The following is a 20,175-nucleotide window of genomic DNA, read 5'->3' as shown; positions in this document are numbered from 1 at the left end:
CCGGTCTTAAAATCCAGTGGCTTTACCGATGATGTCCAGTCGACGTGACAACTGCCATTCTTTATCCAATGAGAGAGCACCACCACTATGAGGCAGCATGAAGGGTATTGTCACCATAAAGAAGTAAAACGGCACTTCCCATCCCCCGCCGGGCAGCATCCAAGTGTACCCCACGCCAAAATGTCCACTCATTACTTCAGCCGCAATCAGATAGAGAGCAGCCGCTAAGGCGCCAAATCGGGATAGCACACCGAGTCCTAGAGAAATCGCGGCAGTCAGCTCCACAACTCCCCCCAAAACAATCATATTAATAGCAAGCTGCTCACTCAATATGGTACCAAAAGTATTGGGCCCAACCACTGTTTGAAAAAAACCTACCAATCCAGCATCATGATTAGAAACAAACAATTTTTCCGTACAGTGAGTCAGCCAGTTAAAACCGATGAACATGCGAATAAAAGAGAGCACCATCGACTGCGAGCCATTTTTTTGATACCCTTCATGCAAGATAAAAATTAGCTGTAGCAACAATGGTAAATATGTTAGTGCCGTCCACCAACCAACCTGTGACCAGTCATGTTGATCTGCGTTTCTGACCACAATAGTTGTAAAAAAAGTGGCAAATAGAAACCAAACAACATTATTTCGACGAAAGAACAGTGCGGACAGAGGAATCAACATTGAGAATAACAACATGCAGATTGTTGACCAAGCACCATCAAACTGATTTATGCAAGTCAAAACAGATACAAATGATATCATACCTGTCAAGACCACTAGCCAATACATCTTGTCTTTCATAAGTTATCCTTATTATTTTCCTTATCTATATAAAACAGTTACTAACTACGAGACACACGTAGATTAAGAGAAGCCTTTGAAATTGTGTGCTTATTAATGAAATATCCAGTTAGCGGGGCTGTCGTATCAGCGGGAGCTTCCAGCTTATCTGTATCCAACGCATGTACTGTATAGCTATAGGTATGCACTTCACCGACTGGAGGACAAGGCCCTAAATACTGTTTCTTACCCGTATCATTTGCTTTCACAACCATACCAGAAGGAGAGTTAGATCCAACTAGCGTGTTTACATTTTGTGGGATATTGATAGCAATCCAGTGCCAGAAACCACTACCAGTATCTGCATCCTTATCATAAAATGTTATGGCATAGCTTTTGGTTCCATCTGGCGGATTGCTCCATGAAAGGGTTGGTTGCAAGTTATCACCTGTACAACCAAAATCATTTGCAAGAAACTTAACCTGTATGTTTTCCCCATCCTTAACATCTTGGCTAGACAGATTAAAATCTGCAGCCGAAACCCCGACACTGATTAAAGGAATATATAAAAACAAAACGCTCTTTGATTTAAAATTCATATATTTCCTCACTTTTATAAAAACGTAGTTTTAGAGCCAAGATGGCAATTTCAAAAGTTCACATGAAAATCATTTAATCTGCGTATGATTATCACTTTAAATAGGTGATCTCATTGTTGTTTACAAAATGAAGGTTCTTTACATATTTCAGCAAAAATATAAACAATACAGACGCTGTTCATTGGCATAACTGGATTCGTCCAAATCATCCTTGTGTGCCGACCGCGCTCAGAGAAAATAGAATTAATTATATCAGATGCCCCATCTAACGCTTTAGGATGAAAATCAACACCTTCAGCTACATTGAGCACCCCCTCTATTCTAAATACTCGAGAAACCTTAGAGAGGTCATCGACAGCTGATTTAAGTTGAGATATAGCGTTTAATGCAGCAAGACGGCAGGCATCATAACCTTGCTCTAAGTTAATATCCTTGCCTAATCGACCTCTATATTTCAGGTCTCCATCTATCCATGGGAATTGCCCTGATGTCATAAACGTATTTCCAACAATACACCATGGTTCATAATGACCCAATGCTGGAGCCGTCATTGGTAATTTCACCCCTAACTCTTTAATACGGCCTTCTGGTGTAATGACAATATCCATATTTATACCCTGCCGTGGGTTATATAAATTTGTAGAATAAACAATGTATTCCTCATTACTTAAATTAATTTTTTATCATGAGATAAACATCATCTCTGGCATGGACACCCCCATCACTCTATCTTCAGGAGAGAATGGAAAAATCAGCTCAATAGTTACCCCATTAGGGTCTTCAAGGAACAGTTGATGTTCAAATATTTCAGGAATAATTCTTTCACGAAATGACTCACCGATAGCAATTAGGTGATCTTGCATTTCTGATAAATTAGTACCTTGAAGAGATATATGGTCGACACAACCAGAACCTTCTGCAAATTTTTTTTGGCCTAAGTAGGCATCCATATGTTGATTAGGCTCAATAAAAGACACGATATGTAGGATAGGTTTTCCCCCTGCATACATCCATACACCAGGGAACAAAAATGCTGGGCGTGGACCAACTTCCATCCCTATCACTTTGGCGTAAAAATCTGCAGTTTCATTAACGAGTGTGGTGCGAATTGTAAAGTGGTTTAGCCCTTGTATATTCATACTTCCTCCTGAAATATGAATGTAGAAATAAATCTACATAAAGATATAATATAGCATATAGTACCACGGATCCATTTTATGACTTGGATCTGTCAAACCATAACGCCATTACCACACACTTGTATATTGATGAATTTGCATATCTCTATTGTTCCAACAGCAATAGTCTATAAGTTTTACAACATTCTCAATTACTGTATTTAAATTACCAGTAAATGTTTACACTTAGCCAAAGTAAATCCTCCTAAATAGCGGATCCGAATAGTAGGCCACCGGCTGAAGGATGATTCAGTCTAGTTTGTATGCTTGCATTAGTTGTCAACCCCCCCCCCCAAAAAAAAAGAACTGAGTTGATGCACACAGAATTTAGTTATCACCTTACCGGCTAGCCGAGCCCCGGCCTTACCTTACATGATAATTACTTGTTCAAGGATAAAAAGATAACAAGCACGTGGTAATGAAATAAACTCCAGTAATTAAGATAAACAGAGAGCTTACAGCGTTTAATAAAAAACTATTCTTTCAGAAAGGAAATGACGCACATGTGATATTAACATAATAAAAAAAATATCAGACATGAATGACACAAATAAAAAAATACCCCCCAGAATAATAAACTACATATCGAAGCTATCTGGCGAGTTAATAAATGAAGGGATGAAACTGGCGAAAAACAATAGAGCCTTGGGGTTTAGCACTGGAATTAAAAAAGGGTGAAATGTGGTTTTTGTTTGATGTTTTTGTTTGTCTTTTTTTGTCACCCTTAATAACTCTGCTGCTCCCATACAAGAAAGGAATAAACCACCAAAGAGTTTAAAATACTCTAAATAGTGTTGAATGTTTGCTGTTTGAGATATTGCTATTAATGTTAAAACAATAACGCAGAGCTCTCCCAGCCGTATTGAAAATACTAGATTTCATAGCATCAAATGCATTTTTGTTAATATATATTAGAATTATTAGTGTAACACCAGGACCAATTGATAATGTCTGGGATAATGTAGCCAAGGTAAATGTAAACAAAGTTGCAAGCGTCATATTTCACCATCACTAGTAATATTAGCAACATCAAATATTATTTAGGCATAACCGAGGGCGGCAAGATCGATAAGATTCTTACTTCCAATAAACAACAGATACGCTAACGCATTCATCTATAAACGAAAGTAAGACAATTGAGCTTCCCTTCATGAATAAGCATCGGGGATATCATGATAACTCGTTAATAGCGCATCAATAAAGCTTGTGCTGTATCTCGAAGCTCACAATATCGCAGTGTGAGGATAGAGCGTTTTCCGATCCGCCAACCACCATATTTAACCATCCAGCGCCTAGGGCGTTGTGGATCCCAATTATCGATTGCTTCACGTAAACGCCTATCTAAATCACTATATATATTTTCTGAATCTCTGATTGAAGGCATTCTGTAATAACCTGTGATAACTTAATAAGAGAATAGGTTTGGTTGTTGAAGTTGAAGTTGAAGCAACCATGGCCATGGCGGCCCAACGCCCAACACGTAGACATGATCAATGCAAAGTAGGTCAAAGTGTAATAAAAAATTTTTATAAAAAATAAATACCGCTCATCCGAGTACAAGGCTGCTGCCTAGACACACTGAAAACTCAAATGGATAGCCAGCTACAGCAAGCCAAACATGCCGCCACTCCTATCAACGGGACAGGCTGCCACAGCTGGTTCTGCCGATGCTGAGCTTTGGCTGGCTTATTCAAATAACTGGTCCGAATAGGGCTACACCTTAGCCGTACTATAGTTATTAAGACTCCTTGTATCGTCCAGCATTGATGGCAGATGGCGGCTATGTCATAGCAATATGAAAAGTAGTCCATTTTTCTGATGTTAGGCTTTCAGACCTCGGCATCAACCCATAAGATGAGAGAGCCACGATAAATCGGAGGCTTGTTGTATTTAGACCTGTTGGTGATGGGGTGAAGCGATATGCCCATGATGCTGACTTGAAGAGGATGGTGGTGATCAGCTCACCAAGTTCGCAGTTAGTTCCATTCAAGTTGCATCATTATAGGCAACAACGCATTAAGGAACTAATGTAGAAGAGCCACTCCTTGGGTCAATGCTGTTCACTTAAGCGGAGCCGCATTGCGATTTACCGGAAAACGGGTCTTTGATATCTTCACCGCCCTGGGTCTCGATGGCCTGGGGCGTTTTTCTATGAACATGACGCCTATGCAGCCCCGTAACTCCGCCAACCTCCGGGGGGGATGGGCTGGCGATAACGCGCCCGCCATCACTGCCATCTGGTTCGCGATGAACTGACAGGCAAACTTGAAGCTCACCTCATTGGGCGCTCGCTGATGAGCTACGGCGGCCTGGCTCGCCTCCCGCCTGACCAGATTGTATCCAAGCAGCAAACCCCACAGCTCCTGATAGACCAGGTCCACTTTCTTGCTTCTCAGCGTGATGGCGTTGTGCTGCATCGCACTTTTGATATCCCGGTATCCCAGCTCGATTTCCCAGCGCTCGTGGTACAGGGTCGCCACCTGAGCTGCGCTGAATCGCGCCACGGGCAGGGAGGTAAAGACCGTTTTCTCCTTGCCGGCCACCTCATAGGTCACTGCACGAACTTGCCAGTGCGTCGGTAACTCGGGGTTTTTCTTGCGAGCCTGAGGCGAGACCGTCATTTGCAACAGACGGTCACCGTCGCCATAGCGCTCCAGTTCCGTGTATACCAGCCCCTTGCGTTCCGGGATGAGCCAGTGACGGTCGGTGTCTTCGGCCTGAATACGCAGCAACAGGTCGGCACCGAAGAAGCCTTTATCCAGCAGAGTCACCGATTTGTCCGGCAATGAGTGAATGAACTCGCTGGCCAGGGGGATTTCCCCTTTGCGGTACGGGCTGATGGCCGCGTTGGCAATGACATGCGAGCGGACATTCATGAGCGTGACCAACCGCAGCATCGGATAGGGTGTCTGCCGATTGGTTGAGGTGTTACCCGAGCCGAAATGTGCTCTGAGTTCAGGCATATCCTGGGTTCGGAACAGGGCCCCATCGATGGCAAAGACCTGTAAACCGTGCCAATGGTCTTCAGGATAACGTTCCCGCCCCCACACATCGGCACACTGCTTGAACAGCCACTCGAGCGGCTGTTTGCCGAGTCGCTGACGGGCTTGAGACAGGGCACTGTCCGCGAGCTAGGCATCATTGGCCAACCCTTCTGCACAGATATTGAGGCGCCGAGCGACCTCGGAGATGGGCTCATTGCGAAAAAAGGCCATGCCCACGACGAGCCACAAGACCATATCAGAAGGTAAGCGGCGGCGGCGAATAGTGGCCTTTTCAGACAAGTCGGCAGCGGCAGTAATCCATTCGTCGGGAATATGGTCGGCAAAAATGGCCAGCCGAGCCAGCATGTCGCCAGATGCCTCAACAACATCGTTCAAGTCGTTTGCAATAGACATAAAAAAATCCGGAACCAATGACTGGTTCCGGATTGTCCTACAGCAGAAGGATCGGTCAATGGATCCTTAACTGATCAGCATTGCACTCCTTGGGTGGCTCTTTAAATTGTAAAATAAAAAGATATGTTCAGGCAGATACTGAATTATTGCAAAATCTGCGATGTCACCTTGGTTCTATCCTTGCATGTCGAATCGGTACAATCCCAGGAGCGGAAGGGAGATACCGTGACTTGTTGATTCAGCGCCTTAGTTGAATCAAAACTCAACGTCAACCCACTGAACCTGTTTACCAGACGATAGCTACCATCTCGTTGCTCACTGCCGTCATTACGGCTTTGCACTGTCGATACTTTGACCCACTGTGAGTTCAAACAGGTATCCGAGGTCTCAACCCCTTGGCAAGGGTCTGCAACCAGCCCGACTTCTGCCCCCCAACGCCTTGAGTCATTGACATCACCCGACTCAGTAATGCCCAAGTATCTTTTCTGATCCACATGTCCTGCCGGATAAGCCACGACATGGTAGTAACCATCTTGCCGGTTCACGAGTCCCCAAGAGAGATCGCCATCAGCCTGTCCATGCTTCACCGTCAGATTGAATCGACTATCGGCCGTCAGTACCTCGCCATCACGATTACGTAACAGTTTTTCCTCTATAAGCGCTTGATTATCTGTGTCAGTTTTTTGGAAGGTAACATCAATATATTCACCATCATATTTCTGGCAGTCAATATAGCAATACGTTCTGGTTGTTTTACCCACAATGAAGTTGGACAATGTTTGTACTTGCGGATCCATCGTGAAGCGATACCAGGACCGAGTCATATAATCATTGAGTGTTAATAGCGTCGCCCACTTCTGACTTGACAAGCTATCAGTCACATAAAATTCCAGAGGCGCCTTACCTTCATTTTGTACTCCTGATGAAGGCTCCGGTGTGGCAATATATTTGCCCAAATAGCTATTCCATGCAACATTGGCCACCCGCAAGGGAGAGTTAACCAATTTCCCCTGAGCTACCAATTCTGATGCAGTGCCATTCATTGATTCTGGATCATACTCGGGTGAAAAATATCCATTGGCTGACACATCTACTGAGACAATATTACTGGCAGGCCCGGTATTACCCAGAGAGTAATCATCAGTATTAAACTCTTCCCATCGTCCATTATGAAACTTCCGCCAACTGGCTGGTGACATCTTGCCTGATATTGGCGCTCTCATGACATGCTCTTGCATGAACGAGCTAAACCCGGACCAGCCAGAGAGGTTCATTACGCGACTGGTGTAGAATACGTAGAAATAACCTGATGCATAATCGACAAACAGCCGAGGGTCACCACCACCATAATTGTAGGTCTGACCAAGCGCCTCATCTCGAGAGTCTTTCATACCATACTGGGAAGTTTGAATAACATCAGTTACTGCCCAATTCACCCCTTTATCCGTGGACTTAACCAGTTCAATTGCATCGTATCTTGGGGTCAGGCCAAAAATTTCATCATGCAGCAAGCCATACCAATCTCCGCTATCAGGATCAACCCACACATCCATTAATCCACAATAGTTTATATAATCATAACCACTCCCCTGGGGTTGTATACGCTTCATCAATGGCGTATTAGTGCACAATGGGACGGTATTTTGAACTGTTGCCTGGTCATAAATTTTCTTAACTTCGTTGTAATCGTGCAACTTGTCTTTGATGTTATCACTGGCTTCTTGATAGTTCTTTGCACTGAAGAAACGCCAAGCGTGATCAGCATTATTTGGATTATATTTATTATATTGTGACAGGGTGTCATGATAGAAATACTTCCCAGTTTCATCAATGAATGAAAAACCGGGAGAGTCATTAACTAAATGAACCGCTACCGGAGGTGTGTGTGTAGCAGTAACGGTGGCATTGGCATACTGAATAGATAAACAACTTAAGCCAATTATCCCCCCAGCAACAAGTTGTGAGCGTATTTTCATCTTAAACTCCATGTCATTAGAAGAAATGATATTGCCCACCACACGCAGGCAATACCACAATTAAACTACATGCAGGTAACTCGATTCTTATACTTGTCAAGATTTCCTTTATTGACCTCAGCTGCTTGTACAGCATTCACAGAGCGCCATAACAGCGGTTGTTTATCCAGCTTGATAGTATGTTTGACACATTCACATACCAAGCTATTCAAGATAGTAAAGCCAATGACGGAAGAAATTGAGCCGGTTGAAAAATCATGATTGGGAACCGGGATAATTGCATCTCCGGGCACGCCCCCCATATCCAGGACATAATCACAAACATCTTCCAGTCTTTTACCGCTCTGGTGCCTTGATGTAACTGAACGAGTAAATGCAAATGAAGTCAAACCAATGACGGTCAAGCCTCGTTTTTTACCTTCCATAGCAAACTCCACTGGTACCGGATTTCGTCCAGAGGTAGATACCACGATCAATATATCGCCTTGGCGCAACTCTTTTTCACCATCAAGCGCGATAGCCGCCAACCCATGTTGCCGCTCAGCAAAAGTACTCATCGGAGCATAGGGAGATAATGCCAGAACAGGTGGCAAAATAGCATTGACTTGTACCAGACCTCCAGCACGGAAATACATCTCATGGGCAAACATTTGCGAATGGCCACAACCTGTAACATGGATCATTCCATCATTTATGATTGAATTGGCCATCGCTACAGCACATTGTTCAATTACCTCTTGCTGATCTTTTACCGCATCAATATGTTGTAGCAAGTCAGTCAAATATTTTTTGTACATATAACCATCTCCAATTACAGGCAACTCACACGGCCTTTCATAGACAAAATATGCTTTTTATTGATCGCATCACCACGATCCAGATTTGAACTAACCCAAACTGGTGGTGTTACCCCCGCCTCAGCCAAATTGCATACCGTCTGTGTCACTAATGCTTGAATAACTGAAAAACCAATAATGGATGATACCGGGCAACATTTTTCGGATAGTCCATCCAATTCGATGACCGCATCACCATACGGGATGTTGAGATCAATCGTAATATCTGCGATATCACTCAAAAACAAACCGGAAGAGTGTTTTGGTTTTGTCCGTTTGCTGAACTCCATCGATTGCAATGCGATCACCGGAAGCCCACGCTTTTTGGCCGCCAAAGCGATATCTACCGTCGGAATTGTACGCCCTGCAATCGAGGCCAAAATGACACAATCATGCACAGTCACCCGCTGGTCTTCAAAAATGGTCGTCCCAACACCTTCAACTTCATAAATATGATCTGAATAAGCCTGAGTTCGCGGCGCGGTAGAATAAATATGTGGTAGCAGAGGGTTGATCGGCACCAAACCACCGGCGCGATAAAATGTCTCCATCGCATAGATATGGCAGTGACCACCAGAAACATGAATAACACCATCATGCTGAACTGCATTGCTCATCAGTTTCGCAGCATTCTCAATGCTAGTCCCTTCATTCGCCATCACTTTCTCAATAATGGCTTTACAGTTATCTATATACTTAATCATGTTGTCCTCTCATATATCTATTAAAGTATTCCGACATAATGCAGTAACACTGAACCAACAATCATGCCAAGCATCATTTTTACAGGTGATAGCCCACGCATGATCAGCTTGTAGCACCCAATGACGACAATAAGAGGCAAAATATTCGGCATGATTTTGTCTAAAATCCCATCCTGGATATTCAATACCGAGTCACCGAGATGAATTTCAGCACCTAGTTTAACCCTGACAAATGATGCCGTGAGTGCACCTACCACTGTCAGACCAAGAATTGTTGCACCACGACTAAATGCATCACTTTGCTGCTTCAAAGAACCAAGCGCATTGAGCCCTAATTTGTAACCATAGTTAAACAACGGGATGTATATTGCAAATCTAACCAGGTTAAAGAGCAACAGAAAAATAAGCGGCGCGATATAAACTTTATCCAATGCCAAGGCTGCTGCAATAGAAGCAGTGATAGGCAATATTGTCAGTTGACACATTGCATCACCAATACCGCCTAATGGTCCCATCGCCGCCACTTTGAAAGAGCGGATGGTTTCTATTGGTTGCTTGCCCTTTTCCATGGCAAGGATAACCCCTTGCATAAAAGTAACCAGCCAAGGTGCAGTATTAAAAAATTCGTTATGCAGCTTCAATGACAATGAGAGGTCATGCTTATTCTTATGAATTCGCTGCAATGCTGGTAACATCGCATAGAGGAATCCGGATGATTGCATCCTTTGATAGTTAAAAGAAGCCTGAACCCACAGCATCCGCAGCCAAGACTGCCTCATAATCTTCTGGTCCAGAACTGCGTTAGTGTCCTGGTCAAGATACTCTTCATTGTTCATCATTTTTTCAGTGTGCTGTGACATATTAAATGCCCTCATCCATTTGTTCATTGTCAAGCGGAGTTACTTTATTTTTGCTATTCTTGCGCTCGGCATGATTAAAATAATCAATAATTGCGACAGACAAACCAAGAAGCGCAACAGCGATAACGGGCAACTTCAAAAATGTCGCACAGACAAAGCCGATGATGAAAAATGGAGTATATTTTCTCTCTTTCAACATCATCTTCAAAAGCATTGCAAAACCCAACGCAGGCATCATGGCACCAGCAATACTTAACCCTTCGATGATAACCTTCGGCACCTGCTCAACAATTGTTTTTGCAACGACATCACCAAAGTAAGTCGGGATAAAGGCACAGATGAAGAACGTGAAAAAGTAGGCGGCCATACCAAGGTAATTGACTCGTTCAATCCCTTTTATGTCACATTTATCCGCCATTTTATCGACTCTGGCCATCAAGGTAGCAAAAGCCGTAAATTGAATGACGGTCAACTGCTGCATCAATATCGCGAAAGGTATTGCAACACCGACTACAGCACTTGGGGACAATCCAGACTGGATCCCGAAAACAACACCAACTGCAGATCCGATAGTGACATTAGGTGGCTGAGCACCAGCCAATGGCATTAAACCAAGCCAGGCCAGCTCTAACGTCGCACCAATTAACAGGCCTGACTCAATATCCCCCATCAGCAGACCAACAACCGTCCCCGTGACAATAGGCCGACCAAACATCAACCCTGAGCCATAATAATCAAGCCCGGCAAAGCCAACCCACAGGGCAATGGCGAATACAGTTAAAATATCCATGTTTTCACCTTACAAGTATTGTTCAATATTTATTGGAGTATCTGATGGGTTACGTTGGATGGTGCAAGAAACCCCGAGACCGACCAACTCTCTGAATGTACTTTTATCATTATCATCCAACGACACCGTTGCATGAACCTGCTCTTTCCCTTCCTTGTAATGCATATTTCCAACATTTATTTTCTTAATCGGCACACCACCTTTAACAAGGATCAATGCATCCTGAGGTGTACGAACAAGGATGAATATTTTTTGATGGTCCGCAGCTTTATGAATGACATCAATCGTTTTCTGCAAACTGAAAAAACGGGTATCAAATTCACCAGCCGACATTTTTGCCAAAGCTTGCTGTGCAGGATCTTGCGAAACCGCGTCATTGGCAAAAAGAATCAGGTTACATCCAGAATGAGGGCCATGACCTACAGCGACTTGACCATGTAATCCTCGTTCATCGATACGGGTATAAACAATATTTGGCATAGTGGTAATCCTTTATTTCACGTTACTAATATCGACTTTTATAATTTGTTATCGCTCATACACATGCGGATTTTTGCTTCGACTACCTCTTCCATTGCTGCCATGGCGGGCACCAGATACTGGCGCGGGTCGCTGGCATCCGGATGAGAGCCAAGGAAGGCTTTCATCGCATCGGCGAAGGCTATCTTCAGTTCGGTCGCAACGTTGACCTTGCAGATCCCGAGCTCGATGCAGCGGCGCACATCGGCTTCCGGTACGCCGGAGGCGCCGTGCAGCACCAGCGGAATATCCACCTGCTGGCGGATCGCGGCGAGGCGGGCGAAGTCGAGGCGGGGCTCCTCCTTGTAGAGGCCGTGGGCGGTGCCAATGGCAACGGCCAGTGAGTCGATGCCGGTGCGGCGGACAAACTCAGCTGCTTTCAACGGGTTGGTAAATTTGGCATTTGCGGCATCAACGATGAGGTCATCTTCCTGACCACCCAGCTGGCCCAGTTCGGCTTCGACGCTGGCGCCCATGCGGTGGCAGAACGTCACCACGCTGCGCACCTTTTCAATGTTCTCTTCAAACGTAAAGTGCGAGGCATCGATCATGGCCGAGCGAATGCCCGCTTCGACCTTGCTGTGGATGTCCTGCTCGTCTTCGTGGTGATCCAGATGCAGCACCAGCGGAATGCGGTACTCATGGGCAGCTGCCTGACAGATGGAGACCAGATATTCGACCCCGGCATGGCGATAGGTACCCGGAGTGCCAGCCAAAATCACCGGAGAGCGCATGCGAGCGGCGGTGCGGGCAACAACCTGCACGGTTTCCAGGTTGTGGATGTTGAAAGCAGGTACGGCGTAGCCGCGGCGCTGAGCATCTTTGAGCATTTCATGGGAAGAGATCAGATACATAGTGACTCCTGAGCGTCCTGATTGACGCGAGATCCTGAGAAAAGGGGGGCGAAGTGGACGGGATCAATTTCCCGGCCAGCCACCCAGATGTGTTGTTGATTGAGTTCAGTGGTGAGGGCGAGCAGGTTGGCCTGTTTGCCAACTGCTAGCGAACCGAGACGATCGGCAATGCCGAGCATCTGTGCCGGGGCCAGTGATGCCATCCGGATGGCATCGGTAAGCGGGACGCCTGCCAGATTGACCATGTTGCGCACGGCATCGAGCAACGTAAGGGTGCTACCAGCCAGGCCACCAGCCTCGGTGCGAACCACTCCCTCTTTCATCTCGACCCGATAGTTGCCCAGCAGGTAGTGACCATCTGGCATGCCAGCGGCACGCATCGCATCGGTGATGAGGAGCAGGCGCTCACCGGCGCAGCAGTGGCAGAGTTTGAGCACGCTCGGGTGGACATGATGACCATCAGCGATCAACTCCAGCCAGGCATCGGGATGGACCAGACCCGCGCCCACCATGCCGGGCTCGCGGTGGTGCATACCCCGCATGCCGTTGAAGCAGTGCACCAGCCCGGAAGCGCCCGCTGCCAGCGCCGCCATGGTGGTGTCGTGATCCGCCGCCGAGTGGCCCAGCATCACCCGCACGCCGTTTGCGGCGAGATGGCGAATAGCCGTGATGGCATTGGGCTTTTCTGGTGCCAGCGCCACCACTTTCAGGGTGCCGCGAGCCAGCTGTTGCAGATGGTTCAACTCGGACACATCCAGCTCCCGAAACAGCGCTTGATCGTGGGCACCCTTGTTGTCCGGAGTGAAGTAGGGTCCTTCCAGATAGCAGCCGAGCAGCTCGGCGCCCGGCATGCCGCGGGCAACGCCATCGGCAATGTGAGCAAGGGCTTGTTCTATCTCGGGGAGCGGTGCGGTGACCGTGGTGGCGAGAAATGCGCCGACCCCTTCTGCTGCCTTGGCCATCGACAAGGTTGCCAATGCGTTACCATCGCTATCCATGACATCGACGCCAGCTCCGCCGTGGACATGACCATCGATCAGCGCTGGCACCAGCAACTCGACATCCCGCACCGGATCGCCATCAATGATGGGGACGATGGCGGTGATGATGCCCCCTTCATGGGTCAGCTCCTGATGTTCCAGCCAACCCTGTTCGGTCAGCAGGCGACGGGCACGGATCCGTGAGGCCATTTAAATGCCCTCCTCGACGAGAGCGGCATCAGCATGGCGCTCTTTGCTCATCTCATCCGCCAGCGACGTGAGGCCCCGGTGACCACAGGCGAGGGCCTGAACACGAAATTCACTGACACTCAGGCCATCACGCTCCAGCAGCATCTCCAACAACAGCTGGAGATTGGTTCCGGTGATCACTTCTCGTTTGGGAGCGTCCATTGATAACAAAGAGGCCACCCGGAAAGGTGTTCCCCCTAGCAAGTCAGTGAGAAACACCACACCATCCCCCTGCTCTACTGCCGAAATGGCTTCTGCAAGTTGATGCTCCAATTTGCTGGTGGTCGATGATTCAGGAAAATCAATTGCCGCCACATATGGCTGCTCACCGAGGATCTGTTCCATTGCCTTTGCCAGTCCACTGGCAAAACCTCCATGCCCCGTGATGATGATGCCCAACATGTGACTCACTCCTTTTTCTAATGATTAACAACAAACAGACCATGAAAGAATGGAAACGTTTACAATTTTAAATATGCAATATATTCATACACATAGTTATTCATCTTTATGGCAATTTCTGCCCGTTGATTCTCATTCCTGACTTTTATATGGATAAATATTTACCCCTTGTACGACCCGGTTGACTTGTCCTGTCGGGCAGGGATTGTCCGGGCTGATACCCAGTCCCAGCGAGGTATGGAAGGCGTAGAACTGGGCATAGAGCAGGTAACAGAAGGCCAGCTGGGCGTCATCACCTTGCAGGGGGTGGGGTAGATAGATGTGCTCACCCTCCTCGATACGACGGTCATGCTGATCAGCAATGGCGACCACCCGGGCGGCCTGGCCGTCAGCCCGCAGTTCGCGCAGCAGGTCCAGATCGTATTGACGGGTATAGGGGTCGTTGGATATGAGCTGGACGATCAGAGTCTGTGCATTGACGACGGATTTCGGGCCATGGCGAAAACCGGTGGGAGAGTCAAACATGGCGACCAGTCGGCCACCGGTCAGCTCCAGCAGCTTGAGCGCTGACTCCTGGGCAACGCCTTGCAGGCTGCCGCTGCCAAGATAGATGACCCTTTGTGGCAACGGCTCATTCCATGCCGGCACCAGCTGAACAACCTGCTCAAGGATCGCTTCACTGACGCTAGTCAGCGACGTGCAAGCCTGCCGGTTGAACTGTGTCGGCAGGAAGACGGCAAGACAGCTCAGCATCATGCTGGTCAGGCTGCTGGTCATGGCGAAGCTGCGATCATTGGTCTGGGGCGGCATCAGCAGGGCCAGAGAGCGGGCATCTTGTTGGCAGCGGCGATAGAGAGCCCCTTCACCGTTGCAGGTGAGCACCAGATGATGGCAGTTGCCGAGCAACTGGCTGGCCAGTTCGACCGCCGCCACGCTCTCTGGGCTATTGCCGGAGCGGGCAAAGGAAATGAGCAGGGTCGGGCAATCCTCGGCCAGATATTCGGCCGGATCGGTGACGATATCAGTGGAGGCAATCGCCTCGAACCTGGCTTTCAAGTGGGCTGAAAGGTAGGGCGCCAGTGCTCGTCCGGCAAAAGCGGAGGTACCAGCACCTGTCAGGATCACCCGCAGATTGCCATGGGCGAGCAGGGGGGCGAGAAAGCGGTCCAGTGTATGACGGCACTCCTCCACCATGGCAAGGGTCTCTCGCCAGGTTGCCGGTTGTTGCTGAATTTCGCGGGCTGTCGCCAGGCCGTTGGCCGTGCGCAGCATCTCTTCTGAATAACCAAGAATCATGTCTACAACTCCTTAAACAACAGGGTCGAGCTGGGAAGGACAGGGGCTGGCTGTGCCGCAGGCGTTGGCATAGCTGCGCAACACTTCCTGCACCTGATCGAGAATGAGCTCATGGGGATTGGCCGACAGCGTGCCCAAACGTACCTTGCGGTACTGCAGGGGTAGGTGCTGGCTGAGCAGTGGCAAGGGGATGGGCTCTGCGGCCAGGTTGGTGAGCAATCTGGCATAGCACTCATCAACGCGCGCATCGGGCCAGTAGTAGCGAATGCGGTCTGAGTAGCTGTAACCACGCGCGAGTCGGCATTCGTTGGCACTGCCCTGATAGTGGCTGCGCCAGAAGTCGGGGCGATCCAGCATGGTCTCTTCCATCACCTGGCGCAGGCCCGAGCACGCCTTGGCGACCACCAGCTCCTCTTCGATAGCAGCAAGGGCAAACAGCGCTTCACGCAGGGCGAAGGTGAGGGCCGGGCCGACCTTGAGAATGGCAAAGTGGTCGCGAACCAGCTGGCGGTAGGCCTCGGGGGTCTGGTAATCGGTGGAGTGAGCCTCGAACACCAGATGAGGGTAGGCTTCGATCATCCGGCTCAGTGGTGCCGCTTTCGCGGGTTGATAATCGATGATGTGGGTGTGGTCAAACTCGACCCCTGGCTGGACAACGAGACCAATGACTCGTGGCCAGATATGGGCCAGGCCAACCTGAGCGAAGGCTTGCTGATGGGCCTCCAGGGTATGGCGAGCGGCTTCCGGTGTGGTGACGGCCAGTTCGGCCAGATCTTCATGGGCACCGCCCGGCACCGGCACCTCGGTGCCAATCACATAGACCAGATCGCTCTGGCCAAAGGTGGCCAGACAGGTTTGCTCGGCGATCTGCGCCAGACGTGCGGCCCGCTCTGCGACCAGCTCATCGGTCAGCGGCACCGGATCACCCTGACAAGACATGCTGCAGTCGAGATGGATCTTCTTGAACCCGGCAGCGACATAGCTGGCGATGAGATCCTCGGCATGGGCCATGGCCTGCTCGGCAGGCTCACCTTGCCAGCGGTTGGGGCCCAGGTGATCACCCCCAAGAATGAGTCGGTGCGCTGGAAAGTGACACTGTGCTGCCAGCTCGTAGAGACGATCGCGAAAGTCGGCTGGGGTCATGCCGGTATAGCCGCCAAACTGATCCACCTGATTGGAGGTAGCCTCGACCAGCAGCAGCTCATCCCCTTCGGCGGCCAAGCGTAAGGCGCCCTCCAGCACCAGCGGGTGAGCGGAGCAGACGGCATAGATCCCGATCGGTTCTCCCTGTTTATGTCTTTCGACCAGTGCCAGCATGGATTTCATTTTGATCTTCCTTCGTTGCTCTAGATGAAAGTAATCTTTCACTTCATTTTCTTTACCCTAGTGGCGGAACAAAGAAAACGAAACAGAAGAGTGCTATCTTCTTGAAGGTGATCACAAAAAAGAAAGACATTGAAATCACCAGTGTGATGCGAAATGAAAACATTGCTGTGAAAAAGCTTAGTAATGGCTTGATTTGACTCTGCTGCTGAGCGTTAATATAAAAACGTAACAAAGTGAAAGAACATTTTCACCACAGCACTCCGGCAGAAGAGACTATGCAGACAACAGAAAGAAGCACGCTCGGTACCAGCGAGCGGCGGGAACGGATCATTCAGCAGCTGCGCAGCAATGGCAGCGTTCAGGTCAACGAACTGGCGACCCATTATCAGGTGTCGACCGTCACCATTCGCAACGATCTGGCATTCCTGGAAAAACAGGGGGTCGCGGTACGCGCCTATGGTGGCGCCCTGCTGTGCGAACCCAATCAGGCGGTGCCCGAGCGAACCATTGCCGACAAGAGCGTACTCAATAGGCCAGTCAAACAACGGATCGGTGCACTGGCGGCCACACTGGTGCCGCCCGGATGTCGTCTTATCCTCGATTCGGGCACCACCACCCTGGAGGTGGCCCGTCATCTGCGCGAGCATCAGGAGATCCTTGTGATGACCAACGGCATGAACGTGGCCAATGCACTGCTGGAGGCGGAGGGGGTCGAGCTGCTAATGACCGGTGGTCATCTGCGCCGCAAGTCGCTCTCGTTCTACGGTGCACAAGCGGAACAGTCCCTGCAAAACTACCACTTTGACATGCTGTTTCTCGGGGTGGATGGCATCGATCTGGAGCGCGGCGTCAGTACCCATCATGAGGATGAGGCGCGCCTCAACCGCTGCATGTGTCAGGTCGCAGAGCGGATCATCGTGGTCACCGACTCCAGCAAATTTGGTCGACGCAGCTTGCACAAGATTATCGATACCCCGCGTATTCATACCCTAATCACCGATGATGCCCTGCCAGCAGACGTGCTGACCGGGTTGCGTCATGCCGGGATCGAGGTACTGCTGGTACCGGCGGATCCCCACTGATCGAAGCAGGATTGCGTTAGCCCCCGGACACCACTGTCAAGGTCATACCGATACTAATACGGTCACCTCTGGCGAGTAGCCGCAAACCGGGGTGACCGGCCAGGTGGTGGGCATTAGCGGCATGACTCTGGGGCTCCAGACAGAGGAAGCCACTCCCCTCATCGGGCTGGTAGAGCATCAGGAAGGCGAACTCGCTTGAAACCAGCAGGCGCTGCTGGCGGGCAGGATGGTCAAGCTCGGCCTGACCGCGCCAGCTGCCATAACAGTGGTTGAGCCACCCTTGCGGGCGAGCCCACTGACGAAAGTCGAGGTGGGGCGCCAGTCTGCTCGACCAGTCGATCGGCAGATGATCTGCTCCCTCCTGCCAGACGCCGCTCGCCAGAAAACGGATGCGGGTCTGCTCGTCGCGCCAGAAGAAGGGGTGAAAACCCGCGCCGTAGAGGCAGGGGCTCTCCCCAAGATGGGTCAGGCTGATCCGCGCCACCAGGCTCGCAACATGCAGCCGATAGTCGATCTCCGCCAGATAGTGGAAAGGACCGCATTGGCTGGTCAACTGCAACGTCACCGAACTGGTAGAACCCGCCACCCGCTGCCATGGCTGCAACCAGCCATCGCCATGCAGGAAAAAGTCGGGATCGACGGGACTTTCTGGCAAGCGATGCTCCTCCCCCCACAACTCAAAACGGTTGCCCGCTACCCGATTGGCCAGCGGCAACATGGGAAACAGCGCGCTCTGGCCGGGATGCCAGGGCTGCGCCGGGTCCGTATCGCGCAACAGCGGGCGCCCCTGTTCATCCTCCAGCCCCAGCAGGCAAGCCCCTTGTGTTGAAACCCGCATCCGAAGATGCGGGTTGCCCAATGTGTAAACCGTCATGCCGAGGCGCTCGCCCTGGTCGGCATCAGTTCCACCTTGCCTTGGGCCAGCTGAGCTTCCAGTGCCTCCAGCGTCACCCCCTTGGTCTCGGGCACCTTGCGATAGATAAAGATGAGACCAGCGAAACAGATAAGGCCATAGAGCAGGAAGCTGCCTGCGGCCCCCAACCCAGCATTGAGCAGCGGGAAGGTGTAGGTCAGCACGAAACAGGCGATCCAGAGCGCCAAGGTTCCGGCCGACATCGCCAGCCCGCGCACCCGGTTCGGGAAGATCTCCGAGAGCAGCACCCAGGTCACTGGCGCCAGGGTCAAGGCATAGATGGCGATGGCCGCCAATACCAGCAGCAACACTGGCAGCCCCAGTACGCCTGTGGCATAGGCCGCTGCCATCATGCCGTAGATAATGGTCAGTCCCGCCGAGCCAATCAGCATCAGCTTGCGGCGGCCAATCTTGTCCACCATGGGCAGCGCGATCAGGGTAAACAGCAAGTTGATAAGACCGGTGGCGACGATGGATTTGAGGGTACTGTTGATGTCAAACCCGGCGGAGGCAAAGATCTCCTGCGCATAGTTGAAGATGACGTTGATGCCGCACCACTGCTGGAACACCGCCAGCACAATCCCGATGATGAGGATCGGCCGCACCGAGGGTTTGCCCAGCTCCGCCAGCGAGACCTTGTGGGTCTCACCCACCAGGGTCTGACGGATATCGGCCAGGGTCTGCTTGGCATAGGCATCCCCGCCAATCTTGCCGAGCATGCGGGAGGCTTTCTCATACTGACCATCTTTGGCCAACCAGCGCGGCGACTCCGGCACGAAGAACATCAACACCAGAAACGCCAGCGCAGGTACCAGCTCGGCACCGAACATCCAGCGCCAGCCGGACTGGCCGTTCCAGGTCGCCAGAATATCGGCCTGAGTGGCGTTGCTCGCGACCGGATCGGCGATCATCAGGTTCACCAGCTGAGCCGCCAGCACACCGATGACAATGGTGAGCTGGTTGATGGCCACGAACTTGCCGCGCTTGTTGGCCGGGCTGATCTCGGCGATGTACATGGGCGAGAGCGCAGAGGCCAGACCGATGCCGATCCCGCCGATGATGCGATAGACCACAAACAGATCGAAGTTGCTGGCCGCAGCCGTGCCCCACGCCGAGATGGTGAAGAGAATGGCGGCCAGGATCAGCGGCTTCTTGCGACCGAAGCGGTCGGCTGACCAGCCGGAGATGGCGGCCCCCAGCACGCAGCCCACCAGCGCCGAGCTCATGGCCCAGCCGGACTGGGCCGGATCCGTGATGGCGAAATAGGCCTCATAGAAGGGCTTGGCCCCGCCAATCACGACCCAGTCATAACCAAACAGCAGGCCACCGCAGGCGGCCACCAAACAGATCATCCAGATGTAGCTCATATTGAGCCCATTCGTATCCAATTGATTTTTCGTGCGTTCCATGACTCATCCTTTCTATCTTGTCGA

At 50.2% G+C, this 20,175-nt stretch carries 19 protein-coding genes and 2 pseudogenes; 1 reads left to right on the top strand and 20 read right to left on the bottom strand.

What is annotated here, in order from left to right; translation table 11 throughout:
• Window positions 1–6 precede the first annotated feature (6 nt).
• The 18 genes and pseudogenes from AAHA39_RS01625 to kbaZ form a co-directional block, all read right to left on the bottom strand.
• Entirely contained in the window at window positions 7–801 is a 795-nt protein-coding gene (locus AAHA39_RS01625) for a DoxX family membrane protein (RefSeq protein WP_320657416.1), read from the bottom strand.
• 41 nt (window positions 802–842) lie between these two features.
• Window positions 843–1,379 carry a YbhB/YbcL family Raf kinase inhibitor-like protein gene (locus tag AAHA39_RS01620; protein ID WP_320657417.1) on the bottom strand — a complete coding sequence of 179 codons (537 nt, stop codon included), beginning with the start codon at window positions 1,377–1,379 and terminating at the stop codon, window positions 843–845.
• Window positions 1,380–1,489: 110 nt separating this feature from the next.
• Entirely contained in the window at window positions 1,490–1,987 is a 498-nt protein-coding gene (locus AAHA39_RS01615; RefSeq protein ID WP_342689988.1) for an Atu1372/SO_1960 family protein, read from the bottom strand.
• A 75-nt stretch (window positions 1,988–2,062) separates the two neighbouring features.
• Window positions 2,063–2,518 (bottom strand): VOC family protein, encoded by a 456-nt coding sequence (locus AAHA39_RS01610; RefSeq protein WP_320657427.1) that lies wholly within the window; start codon window positions 2,516–2,518, stop codon window positions 2,063–2,065.
• Between the two features lie 617 nt (window positions 2,519–3,135).
• Window positions 3,136–3,414: a LysE family transporter gene (locus AAHA39_RS20550; protein WP_446699561.1), complete on the bottom strand. Its 279-nt coding sequence runs from the start codon at window positions 3,412–3,414 to the stop codon at window positions 3,136–3,138.
• A 978-nt stretch (window positions 3,415–4,392) separates the two neighbouring features.
• Window positions 4,393–4,485 (bottom strand): annotated as a pseudogene (locus tag AAHA39_RS01605) (IS5/IS1182 family transposase); the annotation flags it as partial.
• 132 nt (window positions 4,486–4,617) lie between these two features.
• Window positions 4,618–5,955 (bottom strand): annotated as a pseudogene (locus tag AAHA39_RS01600) (IS4-like element ISAeme15 family transposase).
• A 143-nt stretch (window positions 5,956–6,098) separates the two neighbouring features.
• The gene (locus AAHA39_RS01595) at window positions 6,099–7,931 is read right to left on the bottom strand and encodes a hypothetical protein (RefSeq protein WP_320656399.1); all 1,833 of its coding nucleotides are present in this window, start codon (window positions 7,929–7,931) and stop codon (window positions 6,099–6,101) included.
• Window positions 7,932–7,996: 65 nt separating this feature from the next.
• Window positions 7,997–8,728 carry an SIS domain-containing protein gene (locus tag AAHA39_RS01590; RefSeq protein WP_320656400.1) on the bottom strand — a complete coding sequence of 244 codons (732 nt, stop codon included), beginning with the start codon at window positions 8,726–8,728 and terminating at the stop codon, window positions 7,997–7,999.
• Between the two features lie 14 nt (window positions 8,729–8,742).
• Window positions 8,743–9,471, bottom strand: coding sequence for a sugar isomerase domain-containing protein (locus AAHA39_RS01585; protein ID WP_320656401.1), 729 nt, complete (start codon window positions 9,469–9,471; stop codon window positions 8,743–8,745).
• A 20-nt stretch (window positions 9,472–9,491) separates the two neighbouring features.
• Window positions 9,492–10,331, bottom strand: a complete 840-nt coding sequence (locus AAHA39_RS01580) for a PTS system mannose/fructose/sorbose family transporter subunit IID (RefSeq protein ID WP_320656402.1) — start codon at window positions 10,329–10,331, stop codon at window positions 9,492–9,494.
• Window position 10,332: 1 nt separating this feature from the next.
• Window positions 10,333–11,121 (bottom strand): PTS N-acetylgalactosamine transporter subunit IIC, encoded by a 789-nt coding sequence (gene agaW, locus AAHA39_RS01575; protein ID WP_320656403.1) that lies wholly within the window; start codon window positions 11,119–11,121, stop codon window positions 10,333–10,335.
• Between the two features lie 9 nt (window positions 11,122–11,130).
• Complete coding sequence (agaV, locus tag AAHA39_RS01570) at window positions 11,131–11,601, bottom strand: PTS N-acetylgalactosamine transporter subunit IIB (RefSeq protein WP_320656404.1); 471 nt, start codon at window positions 11,599–11,601, stop codon at window positions 11,131–11,133.
• 38 nt (window positions 11,602–11,639) lie between these two features.
• On the bottom strand, window positions 11,640–12,494 hold the full coding sequence (locus AAHA39_RS01565) for a tagatose bisphosphate family class II aldolase (protein WP_320656405.1): 855 nt from the start codon (window positions 12,492–12,494) through the stop codon (window positions 11,640–11,642).
• Entirely contained in the window at window positions 12,485–13,684 is a 1,200-nt protein-coding gene (nagA, locus tag AAHA39_RS01560; protein ID WP_320656406.1) for an N-acetylglucosamine-6-phosphate deacetylase, read from the bottom strand. Before nagA ends, AAHA39_RS01565 begins: the two co-directional genes overlap by 10 nt.
• Window positions 13,685–14,125: a PTS galactosamine/N-acetylgalactosamine transporter subunit IIA gene (agaF, locus tag AAHA39_RS01555; protein ID WP_320656407.1), complete on the bottom strand. Its 441-nt coding sequence runs from the start codon at window positions 14,123–14,125 to the stop codon at window positions 13,685–13,687.
• Window positions 14,126–14,257: 132 nt separating this feature from the next.
• Window positions 14,258–15,421: an SIS domain-containing protein gene (locus AAHA39_RS01550; protein ID WP_320656408.1), complete on the bottom strand. Its 1,164-nt coding sequence runs from the start codon at window positions 15,419–15,421 to the stop codon at window positions 14,258–14,260.
• 12 nt (window positions 15,422–15,433) lie between these two features.
• The gene (gene kbaZ, locus AAHA39_RS01545; RefSeq protein WP_320656409.1) at window positions 15,434–16,747 is read right to left on the bottom strand and encodes a tagatose-bisphosphate aldolase subunit KbaZ; all 1,314 of its coding nucleotides are present in this window, start codon (window positions 16,745–16,747) and stop codon (window positions 15,434–15,436) included.
• Window positions 16,748–17,022: 275 nt separating this feature from the next.
• Here kbaZ and AAHA39_RS01540 point away from each other — a divergent pair, with 275 nt between their 5' ends.
• A complete protein-coding gene (locus AAHA39_RS01540) occupies window positions 17,023–17,829 on the top strand; it encodes a DeoR family transcriptional regulator (protein WP_320656410.1) in 807 nt (268 codons plus the stop codon).
• Between the two features lie 16 nt (window positions 17,830–17,845).
• Here the strand turns inward: AAHA39_RS01540 and AAHA39_RS01535 are convergent, their stop codons facing one another.
• Complete coding sequence (locus AAHA39_RS01535; RefSeq protein ID WP_320656411.1) at window positions 17,846–18,703, bottom strand: aldose 1-epimerase; 858 nt, start codon at window positions 18,701–18,703, stop codon at window positions 17,846–17,848.
• A complete protein-coding gene (locus AAHA39_RS01530; RefSeq protein ID WP_320656412.1) occupies window positions 18,700–20,151 on the bottom strand; it encodes a sugar porter family MFS transporter in 1,452 nt (483 codons plus the stop codon). Before AAHA39_RS01530 ends, AAHA39_RS01535 begins: the two co-directional genes overlap by 4 nt.
• Between the last annotated feature and the right edge of the window lie 24 nt (window positions 20,152–20,175).

The organism is Aeromonas sp. SE22, from assembly GCF_038739755.1.
In the GTDB taxonomy this organism is placed as follows: domain Bacteria; phylum Pseudomonadota; class Gammaproteobacteria; order Enterobacterales; family Aeromonadaceae; genus Aeromonas; species Aeromonas jandaei.
Note: the sequence above shows the minus strand (reverse complement) of the source record. Positions and strands in the feature narration are given on the sequence as shown.